This window comes from Streptomyces sp. NPDC039736 (assembly GCF_055596485.1).
Genome location: NZ_JBVIUQ010000012.1, coordinates 124,379 through 147,094, shown reverse-complemented (window position 1 = coordinate 147,094; position 22,716 = coordinate 124,379). Strand labels below are relative to the sequence as shown.

Here is a 22,716-nt window from a genome sequence, read left to right as displayed (position 1 = left end):
AGTATCACTTTGCGTCACTGGGTGGGTTTTCTGATATCTCTTCGTGCGCGGGCAGTACGAGCCGCGCGACCGCCCCGCCGTCCGGCGCGTTGGCGAACGTCAACCGCGCCCCGATCACCTCCGCCTGGCCCGCCGCGATGGTCAGACCGAGCCCGTGCCCGCCCTTCGGACCGCCCGCCTCCGTACGGAAGCGCTGCGGCCCGTGCTCCACCAGGTACGCCGGATAACCGGCTCCGTGGTCACGTACGGTGATCACCGGCCCGTCCACGGTCAGCTCCACCGGCGTCCGGCCGTGCCGGTGCGCGTTGGAGACGAGGTTGCCCAGCACCCGCTCCAGACGGCGCCGGTCGGTCTCCACCCCGACGTCGCGCACGATCCGGACGCCGGTCGGGGCGGGGACCGCCCGCGCCGCGCGCTCGGCGAGCGGGCCCAGCCGGTGCAGGTCCAGCTCCACCTGCTCGCTGCCCGAGTCGAGCCGGGAGATTTCGAGCAGGTCCTCGGTCAGGCGGCGCATCGCCGCCACCCGCTCCTGCACCATCTCCGACGGGCGGCCGGGCGGCAGCAGCCCGGCCGCCGCCGTCAGTCCGGTCAGCGGGGTGCGCAGCTCGTGCGCGACGTCGGCGGTGAAGCGCTGCTCGCTCAGCAGCTTGGACTGCAACGTCCCGGCCATGGTGTCCAGTGCGCCCGACACGATGGCGACCTCGTCCTGGTGGCGGTCCGGATCCTGGTTGCGGGGGTCGTGCACCCGGGCGTCCAGGTCGCCCGCCCCGATCCGGCGGGCCACCCGCGCGGTCTGGTGCAGCCGGCGGGTGACCCGGGTGACGGCGAACGCGCCGACCAGCAGGGTCGCGCCGATGGCCAGCACCGAGGAGCCGATGATGGCGCGGTCCAGGCCCGTGATGGTGTCGACGCCGGCCTGGTAGTCGAGCGCGACCGCGAGGGACCGCCGGTCGGCGGCGCGGGCCGCCCACATGCGGGGGCGGCCGTCGAGGTCGTTCCCGACGACGGTGCCCTGCTCGCCCTTGCGGTTCAGCGCCCGCAGCGATTCCGGCAGCCCCGGCAGGTCGAGGCCGGCGCCGGGCGGCAGCGGCTCGCCCGCCTCGTACGCCTCGGCGGCCCGGCCCAGGCGGTCGAGGGCCTTCTCGCGGGCCTGCTCGACGGTCTGGTGCGTGACGGAGACGTGCACGAGGGCGCCGAGGAAGAAGGCCAGCAGGCAGCAGATCACGGTGAGGAAGGCGAGGGCCTTCCAGGTCAGCGAGGCGGTCCAGGCGGGAAACCGCAGACGGGCCCGGCTCATCCGAGGGGGCTCGCGGGGCGGGCGGGGGCGGGGGCCGCGCCGACGCTGCCGAGCGTGCGACGGGCCGAGCGGCTCGTGCGGGGCTCCGTGCCGTCCGTCCCGGCATCCGCCCCGTCCGCCCCGGGGTCCGCGAGGCCGTCCGTGCGGGAGTCCGTGTGCTGGGGGGAACGGGGACCCCTGCCCGCCCCCGGGCCGCCGCCCGCACCGGTGTCGAGGTCGGCGCCCCCTCCCGTGCCGGGGCCGGTCCCCGGACCCGTTCCGGTGCCCGTGCCCGCGCCGGACCTGCGGGGGTGCGGGCCGCGGCCGACGTGGACGATCTGGTCCTGCGTGGCCAGCATCGCGTGCTGGCGGGCGTCCCAGGACCACGCCGTGCGGTACTCGTATCCGGCGATCCCCGCGGGCACCCGCAGCACCAGGTCACGGCCCGCGAAGGCCACGCTGATCACGGCGTCCGACGTGCCCATGATCCGGGTCAGCCCGCCCTTCTCGGCGAGGTAGGCGCGGATCGCCAGTTGGCCCCGCGGCATCGTGATCCCGAGGATCAGCTCGTCCTTCCCGTCACCGGTGAGGTCGCGGTAGTACGGCGGGAGGACCGGGCACTGCTTCGGCCGCTCCCCGCACCGGCCCAGCCGCTCCACCGTCTCCGCGTACAGGCCGTCGGGCCCGCTGTAGGTGTCCGGATGCGCGGCCACCTCCGCCCGTACGACCGCCACCGGGTCCACCTTGTGCACGTTGCCGCCCGGAACCCTGAGGCCCTCGGCGGTCTCCGTCTCGGCCACGCCGTAGTCCTCGGCCGGGGCGGTGGCGGGCGGCAGCCCGGGCCACAGCCGCACCGGGCCGGCCGCCGTGGGCGCCGGGCCCGCGCTCTTCAGCTCGCCCGCCTGGACACAGCCCGTGCCCCCGGCGCAGACCACCCCCGCCAGCACGGCGGCCGCCACGGCGGAACGCCGTCGACGGGACGTCGGCGACGTGCGCAGCGAGGGCGGCGGCGACGCCGACGCTCCCCGGGCTGCCGGGGACGGCGTGCGGGCACGGCCGAGGAGCACCGGTCGGCCGACCGGTGCTCCTCGGCCGTCGGGGCGGCGACGGAGGAACAAGAACTCCCCTCCCTGCCGGCCCCTACTTCACGAGGTCGGCGAAGAAGATGATGTTGTCAGAGCGGTGTCCGTCCCGGATCGGCCCCCCGCACGTGATGAGGCGCAGTTCCGGGCCTGCGGTCGTCCCGTAGACCTTATTCGTAGGGAAGTCCTTTTTGTCCACCTGTTGAATTTCGCGGATCCTGAACTTGGCGGTGCTGCCGTCCGCCCGCCCGACCTCGATCACGTCATTGATCTTCATCTTGGCGACGTCGCGCAGCAGGGCCGGCCCCTTGGCGGTGTCGTAGTGGGCGACCAGGATCGCGGCGCCCCTCTCGCCCGGGGTGACCGCGCCGGTGTACCAGCCGGGCTTCTCGGCGTCCGCGACCGACGGCACCTCCAGCTCGTGGTTCTCGTCCAGGCCGAGGTCGAGCATGGTGTCGGTGCGCACGCCGGCGGAGGGGATGGTCAGGCCGGTGGGCCTGGCGGCCTTGAGGGGTGCGGCCTGCCCGTCCTGGACCTGGGGCCGGGCCGCGGGCCGGGAGGCGGCGTTCGTGACGGTGACGTCGGGGGCGAGGGCCGCGGAGGCGCCGCCCTGGCCGCAGGCGACGAGCCCGCCGCCCAGGGCGGCCACGAGAACGGACGCGGCCACGAGCCCGGCCGTGCGGGGCTGCTGCGTGCTGGGCTTGGTCGTCGTACTCATGTGATGAATTCTAAATGTCCGCCATTGCGGAGATTCATCGCTCTTGTCACACCCGCCCGACGGCGGACGCCGGAGCGGCCCGTCGCGGCCCGGCTCCCGCGCCTACGGCGTCGCCCCGGCTACCGCTGGTACGGGTTCTGCTGCTGCGGTATGCCCCCGGGGGCCTGCTGGAAGCCCTGCGCGGGCCCGCCGCCCTGGGCCTGGAGGCGCTCCGCCTCGTCCCGCTCCAGCCGCCGTTCGGCCCCGCAGAAGGTGCACTGGGTGACGTACTTCGTGGACACCGGGAACAGCGGCACGAAGAAGAGGGTGAACTTCGTGACCCGTTTGCGCAGGGCGTGCGCGGAGGGATTTCCGCACTGCCCGCACACCAGGGTCAGCATCGCGAGCTGGTAGAGGTAGCCCTTGGTGCCGAAGATGATCATGATTGCCCCCGCTTCGCCGCGCCCGCGCGATCGTCCTGCTCCGTACTGCTTCAACGCACGGCGGACAGCGGTGGTTCCCGGCCCCGGAACCTTCCCGGACCCGGACCCGGACCCGGACCCGGACCCGGACCCGGACCCGGAACCGGGCCCGGACCCGGAACCTTCCCGACCCCGGACCCGGAGCGGCCGCCCGCGCCGCTTCCGCACCGCCCCCCGGGTGCCCCCGATCAACTCCCCCTCTCCCGTGCACAGTTGTTGCCCCGGAGGGCCGCCTGCTGTTCCCATGGCAGGGGGTGATGCACCATGAAGCCACTGCGCGTCACACCGGCCCACGGCCGCGGCGGCGCCCGTCTCTACGTCGCGCTCCCCTCCGGCCGCACCCTCGCCTGGTACGACCGGGACACCGGCCGGGTGAGCCTGCTCGCCGAGGGGCGCCGCGAGGAGGTGCTCACCGCTCTCGCGCCGTACGTGACCGGGCCGCTCACCGTCGGGCCGCCGCCGGTGCCGTCCGCGGCCGACCTGGCGCGGCTGGCGCTCCACCCGGACGACGACCTGGCCCCGAACCGGCCGGGGGAGGCGTTGCACGCGGAGCTGGACGGGGCCCCGGCGCCGTGGCGCCTCCGGGCCGATCCACGGCGCGAGGCGCTGATCGCGCTCCAGCGGACGGGAGAGGAACTGGACGGGCTGGAGAGGACGGGCTGGCGGGTGCTGCACTGCGTGCCCCTGGCCGGGGGAAGGCGGCCGGACTTCCTCGACCACGTGCTGATCGGGCCCGCGGGGGTGCTGACGGTACGGACGGTCCCTTCGCGGAACCGCCGCTTCCGGCTGGATGCGGCGGCCTCCGTCGTACGCCGGGCAGTACACGACGCCGAGCGGGCCTCGCAGGCGCTGGCGACGGGGGCACGCGCGTGCCTGGCGGTCGTCGGGGCCACGCGGGTCGACGGAGCCGCCCCGAACGATCTTCTGCTCCTGCGGGACGGGACGGCGGCGACGGTCCTCGCCGGGCTGGAGGGCCTGCTCAAGCCCGCCGATGTCGAGTCGCTGTACGCGTCGGCCCGCGACCGCCACACCTGGCTCCGCGTGCCCTAGCCTCCCGGCAGCAACCCCGCCCGGTACGGGTTCAGGAGAGAGCCCAGCACATCCCCGTGCTCGGCCAGGCGGACAACGCCCATCACCCCGCCACCTGCGCGCTACCGGGCAGCCGCGCCCGTGCCGCCACCCTGCCGCATCCCGGCCGACTGCTGGGCGACACCCGGCAGATCGGCCCCCGGCGCACCTGGGGGACGGACTGACGGCCGTCACCCGTGAGCCGGGCTCACGGCACAAAAAAATCGGGCGCCCGTACCGAAGTACGGACACCCGATCTCGACACTCGCCAGACGCGAACAGGGCATGAAACCCGTTCCCGTCCTTCAAGTGCCCCCGGCAGGATTCGAACCTGCGCACCCGGCTCCGGAGGCCGATGCTCTATCCCCTGAGCTACGGGGGCGTGTCGCCGGTGTGTCGGCGACGTGGTGAACCTTACCAGCTCCCGGAGCGTGCCCGTGAACCGAATTTCCGCGGCCCGCGCACGTCAGCCTCCCGCAAGCGCTTCGTCCGCGCGGGACCGAAGTGGGCAAAACCCGGACGCGGTGCGGGAGCGCGACCTACCCTCGAAGAGTGCCAGGCGCGTTCGGCCGGGTCCTTGTCGTCGACGACAACAAGGCCATCCGCCAACTGATCACGGTCAATCTCGAACTGGAGGGCTTCGAGGTCGTGACCGCGTCCGACGGTGCCGAATGCCTGGAGATCGTGCACCGGACCTGCCCCGACGTGATCACGCTCGACGTCGTCATGCCCCGCCTCGACGGCATCAGCACCGCCGCCCGGCTCCGGGCCGACCCGCGCACCAGCGGGCTGCCGCTCGCCATCGTCAGCGCCTGCACCCAGTACGAAGTGGAGAGCGGCCTCGCCGCCGGAGTGGACGCCTTCCTCGCCAAGCCCTTCGAGCCCGCCGAACTGGTCCGGCTCGTGCGCAGGCTGGCGGGTCAGGAGGAGCCGCCGTCAGCCGACGGCGGCCATGCCGGTGAGTGCGTCCGCCCCGCGGGGGGATGCCGGCCCGCCCCGTGAGGCCCCCGCCCGGCTCCGCCCGCATGCTGAAACCGGTTGGCGGGGGAGCCCCCCTCCTCGCCTAGGCTGGCCCCGTGACCCCCGCAGAGCTCTCCCGTACCGTGCTGCGCGCCGTGCGCCGCGCCGTCGAGGAGGACGCCTTGAGCGCTCCGGTGCCCGAACGGGCCGCCGTCGAGCGCACCCGCCCCGGGGGCACCGGCGACTGGGCCAGCAACGTCGCGCTCCGGCTCGCCAAGCAGGCCGGCAAGACCCCCCGCGAGGTCGCCGACGTGCTCAGGGCCCGGCTCGCGGACACCCCCGGGATCGCCGCCGTCGACGTCACCGGCCCCGGATTCCTCAGCTTCACCCTCGCGGACGAGGCCCAGGACCATGTCGTACGCGAGCTGCTGGAGCGCGGTCTGGTCCCCGACCCCCGCCTGCCCGCCCCCGAGCCCGAGGCCGCCGACGTCGCCCGGCTCGGGCGCGACGCCGCCGTCTGGGCGGCCCTGCTCCCCGGCCCCGACCTCCTCGCCCAGCACGAGCGCAATCCGCTCTTCCGGGTGCGGTACGCCCACTCCCGGACCAGGGCACTGCGCCGGAACGCCGCCGACCTGGGGTTCTCCAGCGCGTACGACAGCACGGTCGACGCCCCCGAGCTCATCGGCCTCCTCGGCGGTTACCCCGTCGAGCTCGACGCCGCCGTGCGGCTTGCCGCCCCCGAGCGGCTCGCCCGGCACCTCGTCGCCGTCGCCGACGCCTTCTTCCGCTTCCACGACACCCACCGGGTGCTGCCGCTCGGCGACGAGAAACCCTCGGCCGCCCACCGCTCCCGGCTGGCAGTCGCCGAAGCCGCCGGGACGGTGCTGGCCGGCGGCCTGTCCCAGCTCGGCGTCAGCGCACCAGACCACCTGTGAGTGAGAGAGAACCATGAGCCGTTCCGCCCACCCCGCCGGGCCCCGCCACGCCGACGTCTTCCCCGAGGGCCACTACACCGCCCCCGCCGACGACCTCAACGCCCTCGACGAGAAGGTCTGGGCGCGGACCGTCGAGCGTGCCGAGGACAGCGGTGTCGTACGCGTCGGAGGCATCGAAGTCACCCGCCTGGCCGAGGAGTTCGGGACCCCGGCGTACTTTCTCGACGAGGCCGACTTCCGGGCCCGCTGCCGTGCCTGGGCCGACGCCTTCGGCACCGAGGCCGACGTCTTCTACGCCGGCAAGGCCTTCCTCTCGCGGGCGGTCGTGCGCTGGCTGAAGGAGGAGGGCCTGAACCTCGACGTGTGCTCCGGCGGCGAGCTGACCACCGCGCTCGACGCCGGAATGCCCGCCGAGCGCATCGCCTTCCACGGCAACAACAAGAGCGAGAGCGAGATCCGCCGGGCCGTCGGGGCGGGGGTGGGGCGCATCGTGCTCGACTCCTTCCAGGAGATCGTCCGCGTCGCGCACATCGCCCAGGAGCTGGGCACGCGCCAGCGGGTGCAGATCCGGGTCACCGTCGGCGTCGAGGCCCACACCCACGAGTTCATCGCCACCGCCCACGAGGACCAGAAGTTCGGCATCGCGCTCGCCGGGGGGCAGGCCGCGGAGGCCGTGCGCCGGGCGCTCAAGCTGGACGGGCTCGAACTGATCGGCATCCACTCCCACATCGGGTCGCAGATCTTCGACATGGCGGGCTTCGAGGTCTCCGCCCGCCGGGTCGTGCAGCTCCTCGCCGAGGTGCGGGACGAGCACGGCGTCGAGCTGCCCGAGATCGACCTCGGCGGCGGCCTCGGCATCGCGTACACCTCCGAGGACGACCCCCGCGAGCCCCACCACATCGCCAAGTCGCTCACCGAGATCGTCACTCGCGAATGCGAGGCGGCGAAGCTCAGGACCCCCCGGATCTCGGTCGAGCCCGGCCGCGCCATCGTCGGCCCCACCGCCTTCACGCTGTACGAGGTCGGGACCGTCAAGCCGCTGGAGGGCCTGCGGACGTACGTCAGCGTCGACGGCGGCATGTCCGACAACATCCGCACCGCGCTGTACGACGCCGACTACACGGTCGCGCTCGTCTCGCGCCGCTCCGACGCGGAGCCGATGCTGGTGCGCGTCGTCGGCAAGCACTGCGAGAGCGGCGACATCGTCGTACGGGACGCCTTCCTGCCCGCGGACACCGCCCCCGGCGACCTGCTCGCCGTGCCCGCCACCGGGGCGTACTGCCGCTCCATGGCCAGCAACTACAACCACGCGCTGCGCCCGCCGGTCGTCGCCGTCAAGGACGGCGCGGCACGGGTGATCGTCCGGCGCGAGACCGAGGAAGATCTCCTGCGGCTCGATGTCGGCTGATGAAATACACGTCTCACCTGCTGGACGGGGGGCAGAAACTCCCGTCCGGTGGGTGAGACTGGTCAATACCGTAAGAAGTATGAGGAGTGAGGTCGGATGATGCGTACGCGTCCACTGAAGGTGGCGCTGCTGGGCTGTGGTGTGGTCGGCTCGGAAGTCGCGCGCATCATGACGACGCACGCCGACGACCTCACGGCCCGCATCGGCGCCCCCGTCGAGCTCGTGGGCGTCGCCGTACGGCAGCCCTCCAAGGTCCGCGCGGGCATCGACCCCGCGCTGATCACCACCGACGCGACCGCCCTGGTCAAACGGGGCGACGTCGACGTCGTGATCGAGGTCATCGGCGGCATCGAGCCCGCCCGCGCCCTGATCACCGCCGCCTTCGAGCACGGCGCGTCCGTGGTCTCCGCGAACAAGGCGCTCCTCGCCGAGGACGGCGCGGCCCTGCACGCCGCCGCCGAGGAGCACGGCCGCGACCTGTACTACGAGGCGGCCGTCGCGGGCGCGATCCCGCTCGTACGGCCGCTGCGCGAGTCCCTCGCCGGCGACAAGGTCAACCGGGTGCTCGGCATCGTCAACGGCACCACCAACTTCATCCTCGACAAGATGGACTCCTCCGGCGCCGGATACTCCGAGGCGCTCGACGAGGCCACCGCCCTCGGGTACGCCGAGGCCGACCCGACTGCCGACGTCGAGGGCTTCGACGCCGCCGCCAAGGCCGCCATCCTCGCCGGGATCGCCTTCCACACCCGGGTGAGGATCGGCGACGTGCACCGCGAGGGGCTCACCGAGGTCACCGCCGCGGACATCGCCTCCGCGAAGCGGATGGGCTGCACCGTCAAGCTCCTCGCCATCTGCGAGCGCGCCGCCGACGGCAGGTCCGTCACCGCCCGCGTGCACCCCGCGATGATCCCGCTGACCCACCCGCTGGCCTCCGTGCGCGAGGCGTACAACGCGGTCTTCGTGGAGGCGGAGGCGGCCGGCCAGCTCATGTTCTACGGGCCGGGCGCGGGCGGCTCGCCCACCGCGTCCGCCGTCCTCGGCGACCTGGTGGCGGTCTGCCGCAACAAGCTCAGCGGGACCACCGGACCCGGCGAGTCCGCCTACACGCGGCTGCCCGTCAGCCCCATGGGCGAGGTCGTCACCCGGTACCACATCAGCCTCGACGTGGCCGACAAGCCGGGCGTGCTCGCCCAGGTCGCGACGGTCTTCGCCGAACACGACGTGTCGATCGACACCGTCCGCCAGTCGGGGAAGGACGGCGAGGCCTCCCTCGTCGTCGTCACCCACCGCGCGCCCGACGCCGCCCTCTCCGGGACCGTCGAAGCGCTGCGCAAGCTCGACACCGTCAGAGGTGTCGCCAGCATCATGCGTGTTGAAGGGGAGTAAGGACCCATGACCATCCAGGGCACCCACCAGTGGCGCGGCATCATCGAGGAGTACCGGGACCGGCTCCCGGTGACGGCCACGACGCCGGTCGTCTCGCTCGGCGAGGGCGGCACGCCGCTCGTCCGCGCACAGGTCCTCTCCGAGCGCACCGGCTGCGAGGTGTACCTCAAGGTCGAGGGCGCCAACCCGACCGGGTCCTTCAAGGACCGCGGCATGACCATGGCGATCACGCGGGCCAAGGAGGAGGGCGCGAAGGCCGTCATCTGCGCCTCCACCGGCAACACCTCCGCCTCCGCCGCCGCCTACGCGGTCCGCGCGGGCATGGTCTGCGCGGTCCTCGTGCCGCAGGGCAAGATCGCCCTCGGCAAGATGGGCCAGGCGCTCGTCCACGGCGCGAAGATCCTCCAGGTCGACGGAAACTTCGACGACTGCCTGACGCTGGCCCGCTCGCTCTCCGACAACTACCCGGTGGCGCTGGTCAATTCGGTCAACCCGGTACGCATCGAGGGCCAGAAGACGGCGGCCTTCGAGATCGTCGACGCGCTCGGCGACGCGCCCGACATCCACGTCCTGCCGGTCGGCAACGCGGGCAACATCACCGCGTACTGGAAGGGCTACACGGAGTACGCGGCCGACTCGCTCGCCACGCACACCCCCCGCATGTGGGGCTACCAGGCCTCCGGCTCTGCGCCGATCGTGCGCGGCGAGGTCGTCAAGGACCCGGCCACGATCGCCACCGCCATCCGGATCGGCAACCCGGCCTCCTGGAACTTCGCCCTCGCCGCACGCGACGAGTCCGGCGGGCGCATCGACGAGGTGACGGACCGTCAGATCCTCGCCGCCTACCGCCTGTTGGCGTCGCAGGAGGGCGTCTTCGTGGAGCCCGCCTCGGCCGCTTCGGTCGCCGGTCTCCTCAAGGCCGCCGAAGAGGGCAAGGTCGACAGGGGCCAGCGCATCGTCTGCACGGTCACCGGCAACGGCCTCAAGGACCCGGAGTGGGCCACCGCCGGCGCGCCCCCGGCGACGGCCGTCCCGGTCGACGCGGCCATCGCCGCCGAGAAGCTCGGCCTGGCCTGAGCCCCCGCGAGGGCGCGGGGCCGCGGTCGATCCGCGGCCCCGCCGCCCGGGGGCCCGCCCCCGCCCGGGTTCCGGGCCGCCCGGCGGCCCGCCCCGCCCGGGCACGCCCTCCGGGGCGCACCCGGGGGCGCGCGGAACCGCGCGACCAGCCACGACGAACCCACAGCCCCCCACCCGCCCCCGGCGGGCCCCGGGCCCCGGGCCCCGCCCCGGGCGTCCCGCGCACCCGGCACGGGTGAGCGAGCCCCGCTCCTCCGCCCCGCGCCCAAGCGACACGTGCGCCCTATGTCGCCGGGGAACCTTCCTTCGATAGGCTGTACCGAACCCGCCACGCCGCATATGCGCGGTGTCGTTGCCGTACAGGCCCCGGGCATCCGGTAGCCCGGAGCGGAGTTCACCCAGCACCTCGCCAGCACCCCCGCCACCCAAGGAGATCGTCGAGCGATGGCCGGTCCCGCTTTCCGAGCCGCCGCCGTGCGCGTGCGCGTCCCCGCCAGCAGCGCCAACCTCGGCCCGGGCTTCGACGCCTTCGGCCTCGCGGTCGGGCTGTACGACGACGTGGTCGTCCGTGTGGCCGACTCCGGCCTGCACGTCGACATCGCGGGCGAGGGCGCCGCCACCCTGCCCCGCGACGAGCGGCACCTTCTCGTACGGTCCCTGCGCACCGCCTTCGACGCGCTCGGCGGGCAGCCCCGCGGCCTGGAGATCGTCTGCGCCAACCGCATCCCGCACGGCCGCGGCCTCGGCTCCTCCTCCGCCGCCATCTGCGCCGGCATCATGGCCGCCCGCGCGGTGACCATAGGCGGCGACGCCAAGCTGGACGACGCGGCCCTGCTGGAGCTCGCCACCGAGATCGAGGGGCACCCCGACAACGTCGCCGCCTGCCTCCTGGGCGGCTTCACGCTCGCCTGGATGGACTCCGGCGCGGCCCGCGCCATCAGGATGGACCCCGCCGATTCCCTCGTCCCGGTGGTCTTCGTCCCCGCCACGCCGGTCCTCACCGAGGCCGCCCGCGGCCTTCTTCCCCGTACGGTCCCCCATGTGGACGCAAGCGTGAACGCGGGCCGCGCGGCCCTGCTCGTCGAGGCCCTGACCAGGCGCCCCGAGCTGCTGATGCCCGCCACCGAGGACCGCCTCCACCAGGACTACCGGACCCCCGCGATGCCCGAGAGCCTCGCGCTGGTGGCCCGGCTGCGCGCGGACGGCGTTCCCGCCGTCATCTCCGGCGCCGGGCCCACGGTCCTGGCGCTCACCGAGGACCACGCGGCCGACAAGGTCGTGCGGCTGGCGGGCGAGGGCTGGGCCGCGGCACGGCTCGACTTCGACGCCGCCGGTGCGAGCGTGCTTCCGCTCGCACCGCAGGACGTGTCCGAATAGGACCGCGGGCGATTGCCGGCGGAAGAGAGGGGGAATGTTTGTTGGAGCCGGTAGTGTTAATCTCAAGTCTGCATCCGACGCCCTTGCGGCGCGGTGCATCGTGTCCCCTTCGGGACCATCTTCCTCCGGGAGCCTCCCCAAACTGCCTGAGCAGCCTGCCTGAGCAGTTCTGAGCACGCTCCGGAACCGGCACGACACCCCGTGTTCTTCCCAGAGGGGGCAACTGGGGACTTCGGGTCGGAACCCCACGCACGTTCATCTCTCCGCCACATCCGGCGGACCACCGCCCCGGCACGGTTCTCCAGAGGGAGCCGCCGGCACAGCACAACCGGTCGCCGAGCCAGACAGGCCGACGTCCGCTCCAGGGAAGGACCCTTCGTGAGCGACACCACCGATCTGATGGGCGTGACTGCCGACAAGAATGTCGACAACGCGTCCGACGCAGGTGCTGCCACCGGCAGTGCCCCACGGCGCCGCCGCTCCGGCACCGGCCTGGACGGCATGGTCCTGGCCGAGCTGCAGCAGGTCGCGTCCGGCCTCGGGATCAAGGGCACCGCGCGCATGCGCAAGGGCCAGCTGATCGAGGTCATCAAGGAGACGCAGGCGGGCGGCGGCTCCGCCCCGGCCAAGAGCGCCGCCCCCGCCGAGGCCGAGGCCAAGCCCAAGCGCCGCACCACCGCCAAGGCGCGCGGTGAGGCGAACGCGCCGGCCGAAACGGCCCCCGAGGCCGAGTCCGCGCCGAAGGCCGAGAAGAAGGCCGTCGCCCAGCAGCAGATCGACATCCCGGGCCAGCCCGCCAGCGACGACCAGCCGGCCGGCGAGCGCCGCCGCCGTCGCGCCACCGCGGCAGCCGGAAGCCCCGAACAGGCCGCCTCCGCAAGCGAGGTGACGGACCGCCAGAAGTCCGAGCCGAAGGGCGACCTCAAGACCGAGGTGAAGACCGAGGTCAAGACCGAGGCGCAGACGGACACCAGGACGGACGCCAGGACCGACCAGGCGGTCGACAACGCCGAGGGCCGCCGCGAGCGCGGCAACCGCGGCGACCGCCAGGGCCGCGGCGACCGCCAGGACCGCCAGAGCCGCCGCGACCGTGACCGCGACCGCGGCAACAAGGGTGGCGACGACCAGGGCCGCCAGCAGCGCCAGGGCCAGGGCCAGGGCGGAAACCAGGGCAGCCAGGGCCAGGCGGGCGGCGGCAACCAGGGCAACCAGGGCCGCGACCGGGACCGTGACCGCGACCGCGACAATGGTCCTCAGGACGACGACGACTTCGAGGGCGGCCGTCGCGGCCGTCGCGGCCGCTACCGCGACCGCCGTGGCCGCCGCGGCCGCGACGAGTTCGGCCAGGACGCTCCGCCGCAGGTCAACGACGACGACGTGCTGATCCCCGTCGCCGGCATCCTGGACATCCTCGACAACTACGCGTTCATCCGTACGTCCGGCTACCTGCCGGGCCCGAACGACGTGTACGTCTCCCTCGCCCAGGTCCGCAAGAACGGCCTGCGCAAGGGCGACCACACCACGGGCGCGGTCCGCCAGCCCAAGGACGGCGAGCGCCGCGAGAAGTTCAACGCGCTGGTGCGCCTGGACTCCGTCAACGGCATGGCGCCGGAGAGCGGCCGCGGCCGCCCCGAGTTCCAGAAGCTCACCCCCCTGTACCCGCAGGACCGGATGCGCCTGGAGACCGACCCGGGCATCCTGACGACCCGGATCATCGACCTCGTCGCCCCGATCGGCAAGGGCCAGCGCGGTCTGATCGTCGCGCCGCCGAAGACCGGCAAGACGATGATCATGCAGGCCATCGCCAACGCGATCACGATCAACAACCCCGAGTGCCACCTGATGGTCGTCCTGGTCGACGAGCGTCCGGAAGAGGTCACCGACATGCAGCGGTCGGTGAAGGGCGAGGTCATCTCCTCGACCTTCGACCGCCCCGCCGAGGACCACACCACCGTCGCCGAGCTCGCCATCGAGCGCGCGAAGCGCCTGGTGGAGCTGGGCCACGACGTGGTCGTGCTCCTCGACTCCATCACCCGCCTGGGCCGTGCGTACAACCTGGCGGCCCCGGCCTCCGGGCGCATCCTCTCCGGCGGTGTCGACTCGACCGCGCTCTACCCGCCGAAGCGCTTCTTCGGTGCGGCGCGCAACATCGAGGACGGCGGCTCGCTGACCATCCTGGCCACCGCGCTGGTCGACACCGGCTCGCGGATGGACGAGGTGATCTTCGAGGAGTTCAAGGGCACCGGCAACATGGAGCTCAAGCTCGACCGCAAGCTCTCCGACAAGCGCATCTTCCCCGCGGTGGACGTCGACGCGTCCTCCACCCGCAAGGAGGAGATCCTCCTCAACGCGGAGGAGCTGGCGATCGTGTGGAAGCTGCGCCGGGTGCTGCACGCGCTGGACTCGCAGCAGGCGATCGAGCTGCTCCTCGACAAGATGAAGCAGACCAAGTCGAACGCCGAGTTCCTGATGCAGATCGCCAAGACGACGCCGTCCGGCAACGGCAACGGCAACGACTAGTCCCTGACGGGTCCTGTTCGTACGAGCCCGGGCGCGGGTCACCGGAAAGGTGACCGGCGCCCGGGCTCGCCCCGTTTCCGGGCGGGCGCGCCGCGGCCGGCCGCGCGGTTCCCCGCGCCCCTGTGCACGCCCGCCTCCGGCGGCACGCCGAGACGTACGCCACATCCGCCGCCCGGGCCCCGCGCCCGCGGGCCCCGCCCACGTGTCCGGGAAGTCCCAGCTCAGCGCGGATAAGAACGGCTCTTAGACGCCTTCGGCAGAGTGCCCACCACCCCCGCCGCACCCGGAGCGCCCAGCCCCCTGTGCAACCCTTCTGGGTGATTCAACGTCTGACAAGTGTCGACAAACCGTGCCTGATCCACCACGGCAGGGGGTACGCGGGCATCCACGGAGGACTGAGGAGCGCATGACCGACCAGGGCAGGGGCGGCCGAATACGGGCCACCGGCAAACGCCGCGCAGCACGCAAGCGCCGCAAGGGCACCACCCTGGCCTGGGTGGCCGCGGGCGTCGTGCTGGTCGGCGGCGGCGGCCTCGGCGCGGTCTACTTCAAGCTCGACGGCAACCTCAAGGGCGTCGACATCAACGGCGCCCTCGGCACCGACCGCCCCGACGAGGTCGACAACGGCTCGCAGGACATCCTCGTCCTGGGCTCCGACTCCCGGCACGGCGACAACGCCAAGTACGGAACCGACGAGGGCGGCGCCCGCTCGGACACGGCGATGATCCTGCACGTGTACGAGGGCCACCGGAAGGCCGCCCTCGTCTCCCTGCCGCGCGACACCCTGATATCCCGCCCGGAGTGCGTCTCCGACAAGGACGGGAAGACGGTCGTCCCGGCGGCCGGGCGCCAGATGTTCAACACGGCGTACGAGGTCGGCGGCCCGGCCTGCGCGGTGAAGACCGTCGAGCAGATGTCCGGCATCCGCATGGACCACTACGTCGAGGTCGACTTCACCGGCTTCAAGAAGCTCATCGACGAGCTCGGCGGCGTCCCGGTCACCACCCACAGGGCGATCAAGGACACCAAGAGCCACCTCGACCTCCCGCCCGGCACCCACCGGCTCGACGGCGAACAGGCCCTCGGCCTGGTCCGCACCCGCAAGAGCATCGGCGACGGCTCCGACCTCGGCCGCATCCAGCTCCAGCAGGCCTTCATGAAGGCCCTGCTGGCACAGGTCAAGGAGGTCGGGGTGTTCACCAACCCGAAGAAGCTGTACGACCTCGGGGACGCCGCCACCAAGGCCGTCACCACCGACAGCGACCTGGCCTCCGTCTCCAGCCTGGTGTCCTTCGCCAACGGGCTCAAGGGCATCGGCGCCGGCGACATGAAGATGGTCACCCTGCCCGTCAGGTACGACCCCCGCGACCCCAACCGCGTCGTCCCGCTGGACCGGCAGTCCCAGGAGCTGTGGACGGCGCTGCGCGGCGACCGGCCGGTCCCCGCGTCCGTCACCGAGGGGTCGGCGGGCGACAAGGGCGACGCCGGGAAGATCGTCGGCGGCGGCTGAGGCCGGCCCGGGGGAGTGGCCGGAAACCGCCGCCCGTCCGTGGCGCGGAATACCTCGGGGCCCGCCCCCGTTGAGATGATTACCTTCGAATTTTGAAGCGCGGGCCAGCCCTGGCAGACTGGTCCGTCGGCCCCGGTTCACGTATCCCGCAAATCCGCGGATGCGACCCGGCGCCCTCCGAAACTCTAGGAGTCACCTTGAAGCGCGATGTTCACCCCGAGTACGTCGAGACCCAGGTCAGCTGCACCTGTGGCGCGTCGTTCACCACCCGTAGCACCCTGACGGACGGCACCATCCGTGCCGAGGTCTGCTCCGAGTGCCACCCGTTCTACACGGGCAAGCAGAAGATCCTCGACACCGGTGGCCGCGTGGCCCGCTTCGAGGCCCGCTTCGGCAAGGCCGGCTCCGCCGCGAAGTAGCGAGTCATCGCGCCGGTCCTTTACCGCTCCCCACCGGAGCGGGGGAGGACCGGCGCTTTGTCGTGACGCAGGCACTCACCCTTCACTACTGAGCGAAATCAGCGAACCAGGAGCCCGAAGATGTTCGAGGCGGTCGAGGACCTGATCGGCGAGCATGCCGATCTCGAGAAGAAGCTGGCCGACCCGTCGGTCCACGCCGACCAGGCGAACGCGCGCAGGCTCAACAAGCGCTACGCCGAGCTGACCCCGATCATCGGCACCTACCGGGCCTGGAAGCAGACCGGCGAGGACATCGAGACCGCCCGCGGGTTCATCGCGGACGACCCCGACTTCGCCGCCGAGGTCAAGGACCTGGAGAAGCAGCGCGAGGAGATCACCGAGAAGCTGCGGCTCCTCCTCGTGCCCCGGGACCCCAACGACGACAAGGACGTCATCCTGGAGGTCAAGGCGGGCGCGGGCGGCGACGAGTCCGCCCTGTTCGCCGGCGACCTGCTGCGCATGTACCTCCGCTACGCCGAGCGCGTCGGCTGGAAGACCGAGATCATCGACGCCACCGAGTCCGAGCTCGGCGGCTACAAGGACGTCCAGGTCGCCGTCAAGACCAAGGGCGGCAACGGCGCCACCGAGCCCGGCCAGGGAGTCTGGGCCCGCCTCAAGTACGAGGGCGGCGTGCATCGCGTGCAGCGCGTGCCCTCCACCGAGTCGCAGGGCCGCATCCACACCTCCGCCGCGGGCGTGCTCGTCACCCCGGAGGCCGAGGAGGTCGAGGTCGAGATCAACGCGAACGACCTGCGCATCGACGTCTACCGCTCCTCGGGCCCCGGCGGCCAGTCCGTCAACACCACCGACTCCGCGGTGCGCATCACGCACCTGCCGACCGGTGTCGTCGCCTCCTGCCAGAACGAGAAGAGCCAGCTCCAGAACAAGGAGCAGGCCATGCGCATCCTGCGCTCCCGGCTGCTGGCCGCCGCCCAGGAGGCCGCCGAGCGCGAGGCCTCCGACGTGCGCCGCAGCCAGGTGCGCACGGTCGACCGCTCCGAGAAGATCCGGACGTACAACTTCCCGGAGAACCGGATCTCCGACCACCGGGTGAACTTCAAGGCGTACAACCTGGACCAGGTGCTCGACGGCGACCTCACCGCCGTCATCCAGGCCCTCGTCGACGCCGACTCCGCGGCCAAGCTCGCCGCCGCGCAGTAGCGGCAGCGTCGGCCAGTCCCGCTCAACCCCTGCAAGCCGGAGGAACCGGATGAATCTGCTGCTCGCCGAGGTGGCGCAGGCCACCCAGCGGCTGGCCGACGCCGGCGTGCCCTCACCGCGCTTCGACGCGGAGGAGCTCGCCTCGTTCGTCCACGGCGTCAAGCGGGGAGAGCTGCACCGGGTCCCCGACAGCGACTTCGACGCCCGCTACTGGGAGGCCATCGCCCGCCGCGAGGCCCGCGAACCCCTTCAGCACATCACCGGCCGCGCCTTCTTCCGCTACCTGGAACTCCAGGTCGGGCCGGGCGTGTTCGTGCCGCGCCCGGAGACCGAGTCGGTGGTGAGCTGGGCCATAGACGCCGTACGCGCCATGGACGTCGTCGAGCCGCTCATCATCGACCTGTGCACCGGCTCCGGCGCCATCGCGCTGGCCCTGGCCCAGGAGGTGCCGCGCTCCCGCGTGCACGCCGTGGAACTGGACGAGGGCGCCCTGAAGTGGACCCGCAAGAACGTCGACGGGTCCCGCGTCGTCCTGCACCACGGGGACGCGCGCACCGCGCTGCCCGAGCTGGACGGCCAGGTCGACCTCGTCATCTCCAACCCGCCGTACATCCCGCTCACCGAGTGGGAGTACGTCGCCCCCGAGGCCCGGGACCACGACCCCGAGCTGGCGCTGTTCTCCGGCGAGGACGGCCTCGACCTCATCCGCGGCATCGAGCGCACCGCGCACCGCCTGCTGCGCCCCGGCGGCGTCGTCGTCATCGAGCACGCCGACACCCAGGGCGGCCAGGTCCCGTGGATCTTCACCGAGGAGCGGGGCTGGGCGGACGCCGCCGACCACCCGGACCTCAACAACCGGCCGCGCTTCGCCACCGCCCGCAAGGCGATGCCGTGACCAGTGCTCCGTACGTCCCGATTGCTCCCAGCATTGCGCACAGCCCGAAGTTCCTGCCCGAGGGGGTCCGTTAAATGGCACGGCGATACGACTGCAACGACGCGACCGACCGCAAGACCGGTCTGCGCGAAGCCGCCTCGGCAGTGCGCCGCGGCGAGCTGGTCGTCCTGCCCACCGACACCGTGTACGGGATCGGCGCGGACGCCTTCAGCAGCGAGGCCGTCGGCGACCTGCTGGAGGCCAAGGGCCGCGGCCGCAACATGCCGAGCCCCGTCCTCATCGGCTCCCCGAACACCCTGCACGGCCTGGTCACCGACTTCTCCGAGCAGGCCTGGGAGCTCGTCGACGCGTTCTGGCCGGGCGGGCTGACCCTGGTCGCCAAGCACCAGCCGTCCCTCCAGTGGGACCTCGGCGACACCCGCGGCACCGTCGCCGTCCGGATGCCGCTGCACCCCATCGCGATCGAGCTGCTCACCGAGGTCGGCCCGATGGCCGTCTCCTCCGGCAACCTCACCGGGCACCCGTCCCCCGAGACCTGCGACGCCGCCCTGGACATGCTGGGCGACTCCGTCTCGGTGTACCTGGACGGCGGCCCCACCCCCGGCAACCTGCCGTCCTCCATCGTGGACGTGACCGGCCCCGTGCCGGTGCTGCTGCGCGCCGGAGTGCTCAGTGCGGAGGAGCTCCGCAAGGTCGTGCCCGATCTTGAGGTGGCGAGTTGACCGCCCTTGACGGGCGTGGCACAGCAGAAGGCATATCGGGGACCACCTTCCGTATCCTCCACGTCAGCACCGGCAACGTGTGCCGCTCACCGATCACCGAGCGGCTGACCCGGCACGCCCTGGAGGAGCGCCTGGGCGACCCGCACTTCGGCGGACTCGTCGTCGAGAGCGCCGGCACCTGGGGCCACGAGGGCGCCCCCATGGAGGCCAACGCCGCCGCCGTCCTCGCGGACTTCGGCGCGGACGCCTCCGGCTTCACCGGCCGCGAGCTGCTGGACGAGCACGTCATCCGGGCCGACCTGGTGCTGACCGCCACCCGCGACCACCGGGCGCAGGTCATCTCCATGGGGCACTCGGCCGGGCTGCGCACCTTCACGCTGAAGGAGTTCAACCGGCTGGTGCGGGCCATAGACCCGCTGACGCTGCCCGACGCGGCCGAGCACGGCGTCGTGGAGCGGGCCCGCGCCCTGGTGCGGGCTGCGGCCGCGCTGCGGGGCTGGCTGCTGGCGCCCACCGAGGAGGCGGACGAGGTCTACGACCCGTACGGGGCGCCCATCACCTTCTTCCGCTCCGTCGGCGAGGAGATCCAGCTTGCCCTGGACCCGGTCGTCACCGCCCTGACGGGCATCCCCGGCAAGGACTGAGGAACCACGCCGGGCGTCATCGGCGTACCGGGCCTACATTGGGGGACACGCCCCTTACGGTCCCCCACCGCAGGCCCGGAGCCCGAGATGCCCGTCGTCGACGCGTCACCGACCGCCCCCGCGCACCCGGGCGCGGATTTCGGCACCCTGGAACGGCTCGACCCCGAGATCGCCGCCGTCGTACGCGGCGAGGCCGAGCGCGAGGCGGCCGGCCTCCAGCTCGTCGCCGCCGAGAACTTCACCTCGCCCGCCGTGCTGGCCGCGCTCGGCTCGGTACTCGCGAACAAGTACGCGGAGGGCTACCCGGGCGCCCGGCACCACGGCGGCTGCGAGGTCGTCGACGAGGCCGAGCGCCTCGCCGTGGACCGGGCGAAGGGGCTGTTCGGCGCCGCGCACGCCAACGTGCAGCCGCACTCCGGGTCGGCCGCCGTGCTGGCCGCGTACGCCGCCCTGCTCAAGCCGGGGGACACCCTGCTGGCCATGGGCCTCCCGTCCGGCGGGCACCTCACGCACGGCGCGCCCGGCAACTTCTCCGGCCGGTGGTTCGACGTCGTCGGCTACGGGGTCGACGCGCGAAGCGGGCTGCTCGACTACGCGCAGGTGCGGGAGCTGGCGCGCACGCACCGGCCGCGGGCGATCGTCGTCGGGTCGATCTCGTATCCGCGCCACCCCGACTACGCGGCCTTCCGGGAGATCGCCGACGAGGTCGGCGCGTACCTCGTCGCCGACGCCGCGCATCCGATCGGTCTGGTGGCCGGGGGAGCGGCGCCCAGCCCCGTGCCGTACGCCGACGTGGTGTGCGCGACCACGCACAAGGTGCTGCGCGGGCCGCGCGGCGGCATGCTGCTGTGCGGCGAGGAGCTGGCCGAGCGGATCGACCGGGCGGTGTTCCCGTTCACCCAGGGCGGCGCGCAGATGCACACGATCGCGGCGAAGGCGGTCGCGTTCGGCGAGGCGGCGCGGCCCGCCTTCACCACGTACGCCCATCAGGTGGTTTCCAACGCGCGCGTGCTGGGCGAGGGCCTGGCGGCCGAGGGCCTCGCGCTGACCACCGGCGGCACGGACACGCACCTGCTGACCGTCGACCCGGCACCGCTGGGACTGGACGGGCGGGAGGCCAGGGCGCGGCTGGCGGCGGCCGGGATCGTCCTGGACACGTGCGCGCTGCCGTACGGGGAGGGGCGCGGGCTGCGGCTGGGCACCGCGGCCGTGACCACGCAGGGCATGGGCGAGGCGCAGATGGCGCGCGTGGCGGCGCTGTTCGCGCTCGCGCTGCGGGGGGAACGGCGTGCCGCGGGCGGGGTGCGCGAGCTGGCGAGGCGGTTTCCGCCGTACCCGGACGCCCCGTTCCGGGGGTGAAACCGTTCCTCCTTACCGGGGACGGACGGGCGGTGTGCAACCGTCCGGGGCACCCGAGTGTCCTCAACCCCGTGGCCGCGAAGCTAGGGTGTGGGGCTGAGAAGGCCAGCGACAACTGTGGGGCAGCCCGTGCGTGAATACCTGTTGACGCTCTGCGTCACGGCCGCGGTGACCTATCTGCTGACGGGGCCGGTGCGGAAGTTCGCCATCGCCTCCGGAGCGATGCCGGAGATCCGCGCCCGCGACGTCCACCGGGAACCGACACCGCGGCTCGGCGGCATCGCCATGTTCGGCGGTCTGTGCGCGGGGCTGCTGGTGGCGGACCACCTGGAGAGCCTCAACGGCGTCTTCGACCTGTCGAACGAACCACGGGCACTGCTCTCCGGGGCCGCCGTGATCTGGCTGATCGGCGTCCTGGACGACAAGTTCGAGATCGACGCGCTGATCAAGCTGGGCGGGCAGTTCATCGCCGCCGGCGTGATGGTGATGCAGGGCCTCACCGTGCTGTACCTGCCGGTCCCCGGCGTCGGCGCGGTCTCGCTGACCGGCTGGCAGGGCAATCTGCTCACCGTCGCGCTCGTCGTCATCACCATCAACGCGGTGAACTTCGTCGACGGCCTGGACGGCCTCGCGGCCGGCATGGTGTGCATCGCGGCCACCGCGTTCTTCCTGTACGCCTACCGGATGTGGTTCCGGTACGGGATCGAGGAGGCGGCCCCCGCGACGCTGTTCGCGGCGATCCTGGTCGGCATGTGCATCGGCTTCCTGCCGCACAACATGCATCCGGCCCGCATCTTCATGGGCGACTCCGGCTCGATGCTGATCGGCCTGGTGCTGGCGGCGGGCGCCATCTCGATCACGGGCCAGGTGGACTCGGACGCGCTGAGGCTCTTCATCGGCGGCGAGCGGGCGGCCACGCACGCGATGCTGCCGGTGTTCATCCCGCTGCTGCTGCCGCTGACGATCATCGCGATCCCGTTCGCGGACCTGATGCTGGCGATCGTGCGCAGGACCTGGCAGGGCAAGTCGCCGTTCGCGGCGGACCGCGGGCATCTGCACCACCGGCTGCTGGAGATCGGGCACTCGCACAGCCGGGCGGTGCTGATCATGTACTTCTGGTCGGCGCTCATCGCGTTCGGGATGGTCGCGTACTCGGTGAACTCGGCCAGCATGTGGATCGTGCTGGTGATCGTCGGCCTGAGCGCGCTGGGCCTGGTCCTGCTGCTCCTGCCGCGCTTCACGCCGCGGGCCCCGCGGTGGATGGAGGCGTTCGTGCCGCCCCGCTACCGGCGCGGCCGCACCCAGGTGGTCGCGTCGTCCGCGGCGGCCTCCACGGGGGCCCAGGAGGCCGCCGAGGCGTCGCCCGAAGAGGGCGACAACAGCGACGAAGGGGACCGTTCGCCCGTGGCGGCGGGCGTCAACGGAGCGACCGCGGTGGGCCCCCGTTCGCGTTTCAACTGAGCCTCCCGCATTGACGATTGCCCCAGCGAAGCCCAATACCAGACAAAGCGACGGAGTGCAGCGCACACACGGGCGCTGTCACTCTCATGTGTGACAGCAACCACACTTTCTGGGTAAAGACTGCATCAAATAGTTTGTGATACGGTTCACGAGACCCGGCGACAGAGCCGCGGGACCGCGGTGCGACGGTCCGGCGGCCCGAGGACCCTTCTCGATCCGGGCTTACGCTCGTCCA

At 72.6% G+C, this 22,716-nt stretch carries 21 protein-coding genes and 1 tRNA gene; 17 read left to right on the top strand and 5 right to left on the bottom strand.

The features are described from left to right. Positions 1-4 precede the first annotated feature (4 nt). The 4 genes from ACZ56L_RS30840 to ACZ56L_RS30825 form a co-directional block, all read right to left on the bottom strand. On the bottom strand, positions 5-1,297 hold the full coding sequence (locus tag ACZ56L_RS30840) for a HAMP domain-containing sensor histidine kinase (protein ID WP_345228424.1): 1,293 nt from the start codon (positions 1,295-1,297) through the stop codon (positions 5-7). Beyond that, on the bottom strand, positions 1,294-2,235 hold the full coding sequence (locus ACZ56L_RS30835; RefSeq protein WP_471067745.1) for a hypothetical protein: 942 nt from the start codon (positions 2,233-2,235) through the stop codon (positions 1,294-1,296). Before ACZ56L_RS30835 ends, ACZ56L_RS30840 begins: the two co-directional genes overlap by 4 nt. Before the next feature lie 181 nt (positions 2,236-2,416). Continuing rightward, positions 2,417-3,076, bottom strand: a complete 660-nt coding sequence (locus ACZ56L_RS30830) for a class F sortase (protein WP_345228422.1) — start codon at positions 3,074-3,076, stop codon at positions 2,417-2,419. Between the two features lie 119 nt (positions 3,077-3,195). Beyond that, positions 3,196-3,498 carry a zinc-ribbon domain-containing protein gene (locus ACZ56L_RS30825; RefSeq protein WP_471067742.1) on the bottom strand — a complete coding sequence of 101 codons (303 nt, stop codon included), beginning with the start codon at positions 3,496-3,498 and terminating at the stop codon, positions 3,196-3,198. 303 nt (positions 3,499-3,801) lie between these two features. Between ACZ56L_RS30825 and ACZ56L_RS30820 the strand changes: the two genes are divergently transcribed. Together ACZ56L_RS30820 and ACZ56L_RS30815 are read left to right on the top strand one after the other, a co-directional pair. Further along, a complete protein-coding gene (locus ACZ56L_RS30820; RefSeq protein ID WP_468690243.1) occupies positions 3,802-4,587 on the top strand; it encodes a nuclease-related domain-containing protein in 786 nt (261 codons plus the stop codon). Positions 4,588-4,643: 56 nt separating this feature from the next. Further along, positions 4,644-4,790, top strand: a complete 147-nt coding sequence (locus ACZ56L_RS30815; protein ID WP_471067739.1) for a hypothetical protein — start codon at positions 4,644-4,646, stop codon at positions 4,788-4,790. 125 nt (positions 4,791-4,915) lie between these two features. Here ACZ56L_RS30815 and ACZ56L_RS30810 read toward each other — a convergent pair. Further along, positions 4,916-4,987: transfer RNA gene (locus tag ACZ56L_RS30810), tRNA-Arg, on the bottom strand. A gap of 122 nt (positions 4,988-5,109) precedes the next feature. On the opposite strand from ACZ56L_RS30810, the gene ACZ56L_RS30805 reads away from it, so the two are divergent. From ACZ56L_RS30805 to ACZ56L_RS30735, 15 genes are all read left to right on the top strand, one after another. Beyond that, the gene (locus ACZ56L_RS30805; RefSeq protein ID WP_468690244.1) at positions 5,110-5,607 is read left to right on the top strand and encodes a response regulator; all 498 of its coding nucleotides are present in this window, start codon (positions 5,110-5,112) and stop codon (positions 5,605-5,607) included. Between the two features lie 74 nt (positions 5,608-5,681). After that, positions 5,682-6,500, top strand: coding sequence for an ArgS-related anticodon-binding protein NrtL (gene nrtL, locus ACZ56L_RS30800; protein ID WP_401755904.1), 819 nt, complete (start codon positions 5,682-5,684; stop codon positions 6,498-6,500). A 13-nt stretch (positions 6,501-6,513) separates the two neighbouring features. Next, positions 6,514-7,908, top strand: coding sequence for a diaminopimelate decarboxylase (gene lysA, locus ACZ56L_RS30795; protein ID WP_345228417.1), 1,395 nt, complete (start codon positions 6,514-6,516; stop codon positions 7,906-7,908). A gap of 99 nt (positions 7,909-8,007) precedes the next feature. Beyond that, positions 8,008-9,297 (top strand): homoserine dehydrogenase, encoded by a 1,290-nt coding sequence (locus ACZ56L_RS30790; protein WP_345228416.1) that lies wholly within the window; start codon positions 8,008-8,010, stop codon positions 9,295-9,297. Positions 9,298-9,303: 6 nt separating this feature from the next. Further along, on the top strand, positions 9,304-10,374 hold the full coding sequence (gene thrC, locus ACZ56L_RS30785; protein WP_468690249.1) for a threonine synthase: 1,071 nt from the start codon (positions 9,304-9,306) through the stop codon (positions 10,372-10,374). Between the two features lie 444 nt (positions 10,375-10,818). Continuing rightward, positions 10,819-11,751: a homoserine kinase gene (gene thrB, locus ACZ56L_RS30780; protein ID WP_468690251.1), complete on the top strand. Its 933-nt coding sequence runs from the start codon at positions 10,819-10,821 to the stop codon at positions 11,749-11,751. Between the two features lie 378 nt (positions 11,752-12,129). Then, positions 12,130-14,271 carry a transcription termination factor Rho gene (gene rho, locus ACZ56L_RS30775; protein WP_471067734.1) on the top strand — a complete coding sequence of 714 codons (2,142 nt, stop codon included), beginning with the start codon at positions 12,130-12,132 and terminating at the stop codon, positions 14,269-14,271. Positions 14,272-14,677: 406 nt separating this feature from the next. Then, on the top strand, positions 14,678-15,781 hold the full coding sequence (locus ACZ56L_RS30770) for an LCP family protein (RefSeq protein WP_471067731.1): 1,104 nt from the start codon (positions 14,678-14,680) through the stop codon (positions 15,779-15,781). A gap of 197 nt (positions 15,782-15,978) precedes the next feature. After that, positions 15,979-16,200, top strand: a complete 222-nt coding sequence (gene rpmE / locus ACZ56L_RS30765) for a 50S ribosomal protein L31 (protein ID WP_345228411.1) — start codon at positions 15,979-15,981, stop codon at positions 16,198-16,200. Between the two features lie 120 nt (positions 16,201-16,320). Continuing rightward, complete coding sequence (prfA, locus tag ACZ56L_RS30760) at positions 16,321-17,400, top strand: peptide chain release factor 1 (RefSeq protein WP_345228410.1); 1,080 nt, start codon at positions 16,321-16,323, stop codon at positions 17,398-17,400. Between the two features lie 49 nt (positions 17,401-17,449). Continuing rightward, complete coding sequence (gene prmC, locus ACZ56L_RS30755) at positions 17,450-18,295, top strand: peptide chain release factor N(5)-glutamine methyltransferase (protein ID WP_345228409.1); 846 nt, start codon at positions 17,450-17,452, stop codon at positions 18,293-18,295. Positions 18,296-18,369: 74 nt separating this feature from the next. Beyond that, the gene (locus ACZ56L_RS30750; protein WP_345228408.1) at positions 18,370-19,017 is read left to right on the top strand and encodes an L-threonylcarbamoyladenylate synthase; all 648 of its coding nucleotides are present in this window, start codon (positions 18,370-18,372) and stop codon (positions 19,015-19,017) included. After that, positions 19,014-19,661, top strand: coding sequence for an arsenate reductase/protein-tyrosine-phosphatase family protein (locus ACZ56L_RS30745; RefSeq protein ID WP_345228407.1), 648 nt, complete (start codon positions 19,014-19,016; stop codon positions 19,659-19,661). Before ACZ56L_RS30750 ends, ACZ56L_RS30745 begins: the two co-directional genes overlap by 4 nt. 87 nt (positions 19,662-19,748) lie before the next feature. After that, positions 19,749-21,020, top strand: coding sequence for a serine hydroxymethyltransferase (locus ACZ56L_RS30740; protein WP_468690257.1), 1,272 nt, complete (start codon positions 19,749-19,751; stop codon positions 21,018-21,020). 129 nt (positions 21,021-21,149) lie between these two features. Next, complete coding sequence (locus ACZ56L_RS30735; protein ID WP_471067724.1) at positions 21,150-22,481, top strand: MraY family glycosyltransferase; 1,332 nt, start codon at positions 21,150-21,152, stop codon at positions 22,479-22,481. Positions 22,482-22,716 lie beyond the last annotated feature (235 nt).

What these genes read in the sequence shown, in the direction of transcription:
- prmC (WP_345228409.1), top strand. Translation starts at nt 17,450, where the DNA reads ATGAATCTGCTGCTCGCCGAGGTGGCGCAGGCCACCCAGCGGCTGGCC.
- ACZ56L_RS30830 (WP_345228422.1), bottom strand. Translation starts at nt 3,076, where the DNA reads ATGAGTACGACGACCAAGCCCAGCACGCAGCAGCCCCGCACGGCCGGG.
- ACZ56L_RS30790 (WP_345228416.1), top strand. Translation starts at nt 8,008, where the DNA reads ATGCGTACGCGTCCACTGAAGGTGGCGCTGCTGGGCTGTGGTGTGGTC.
- ACZ56L_RS30820 (WP_468690243.1), top strand. Translation starts at nt 3,802, where the DNA reads ATGAAGCCACTGCGCGTCACACCGGCCCACGGCCGCGGCGGCGCCCGT.
- ACZ56L_RS30750 (WP_345228408.1), top strand. Translation starts at nt 18,370, where the DNA reads ATGGCACGGCGATACGACTGCAACGACGCGACCGACCGCAAGACCGGT.
- ACZ56L_RS30770 (WP_471067731.1), top strand. Translation starts at nt 14,678, where the DNA reads ATGACCGACCAGGGCAGGGGCGGCCGAATACGGGCCACCGGCAAACGC.
- prfA (WP_345228410.1), top strand. Translation starts at nt 16,321, where the DNA reads ATGTTCGAGGCGGTCGAGGACCTGATCGGCGAGCATGCCGATCTCGAG.
- thrB (WP_468690251.1), top strand. Translation starts at nt 10,819, where the DNA reads ATGGCCGGTCCCGCTTTCCGAGCCGCCGCCGTGCGCGTGCGCGTCCCC.
- lysA (WP_345228417.1), top strand. Translation starts at nt 6,514, where the DNA reads ATGAGCCGTTCCGCCCACCCCGCCGGGCCCCGCCACGCCGACGTCTTC.
- thrC (WP_468690249.1), top strand. Translation starts at nt 9,304, where the DNA reads ATGACCATCCAGGGCACCCACCAGTGGCGCGGCATCATCGAGGAGTAC.
- ACZ56L_RS30840 (WP_345228424.1), bottom strand. Translation starts at nt 1,297, where the DNA reads ATGAGCCGGGCCCGTCTGCGGTTTCCCGCCTGGACCGCCTCGCTGACC.
- ACZ56L_RS30740 (WP_468690257.1), top strand. Translation starts at nt 19,749, where the DNA reads ATGCCCGTCGTCGACGCGTCACCGACCGCCCCCGCGCACCCGGGCGCG.
- ACZ56L_RS30825 (WP_471067742.1), bottom strand. Translation starts at nt 3,498, where the DNA reads ATGATCATCTTCGGCACCAAGGGCTACCTCTACCAGCTCGCGATGCTG.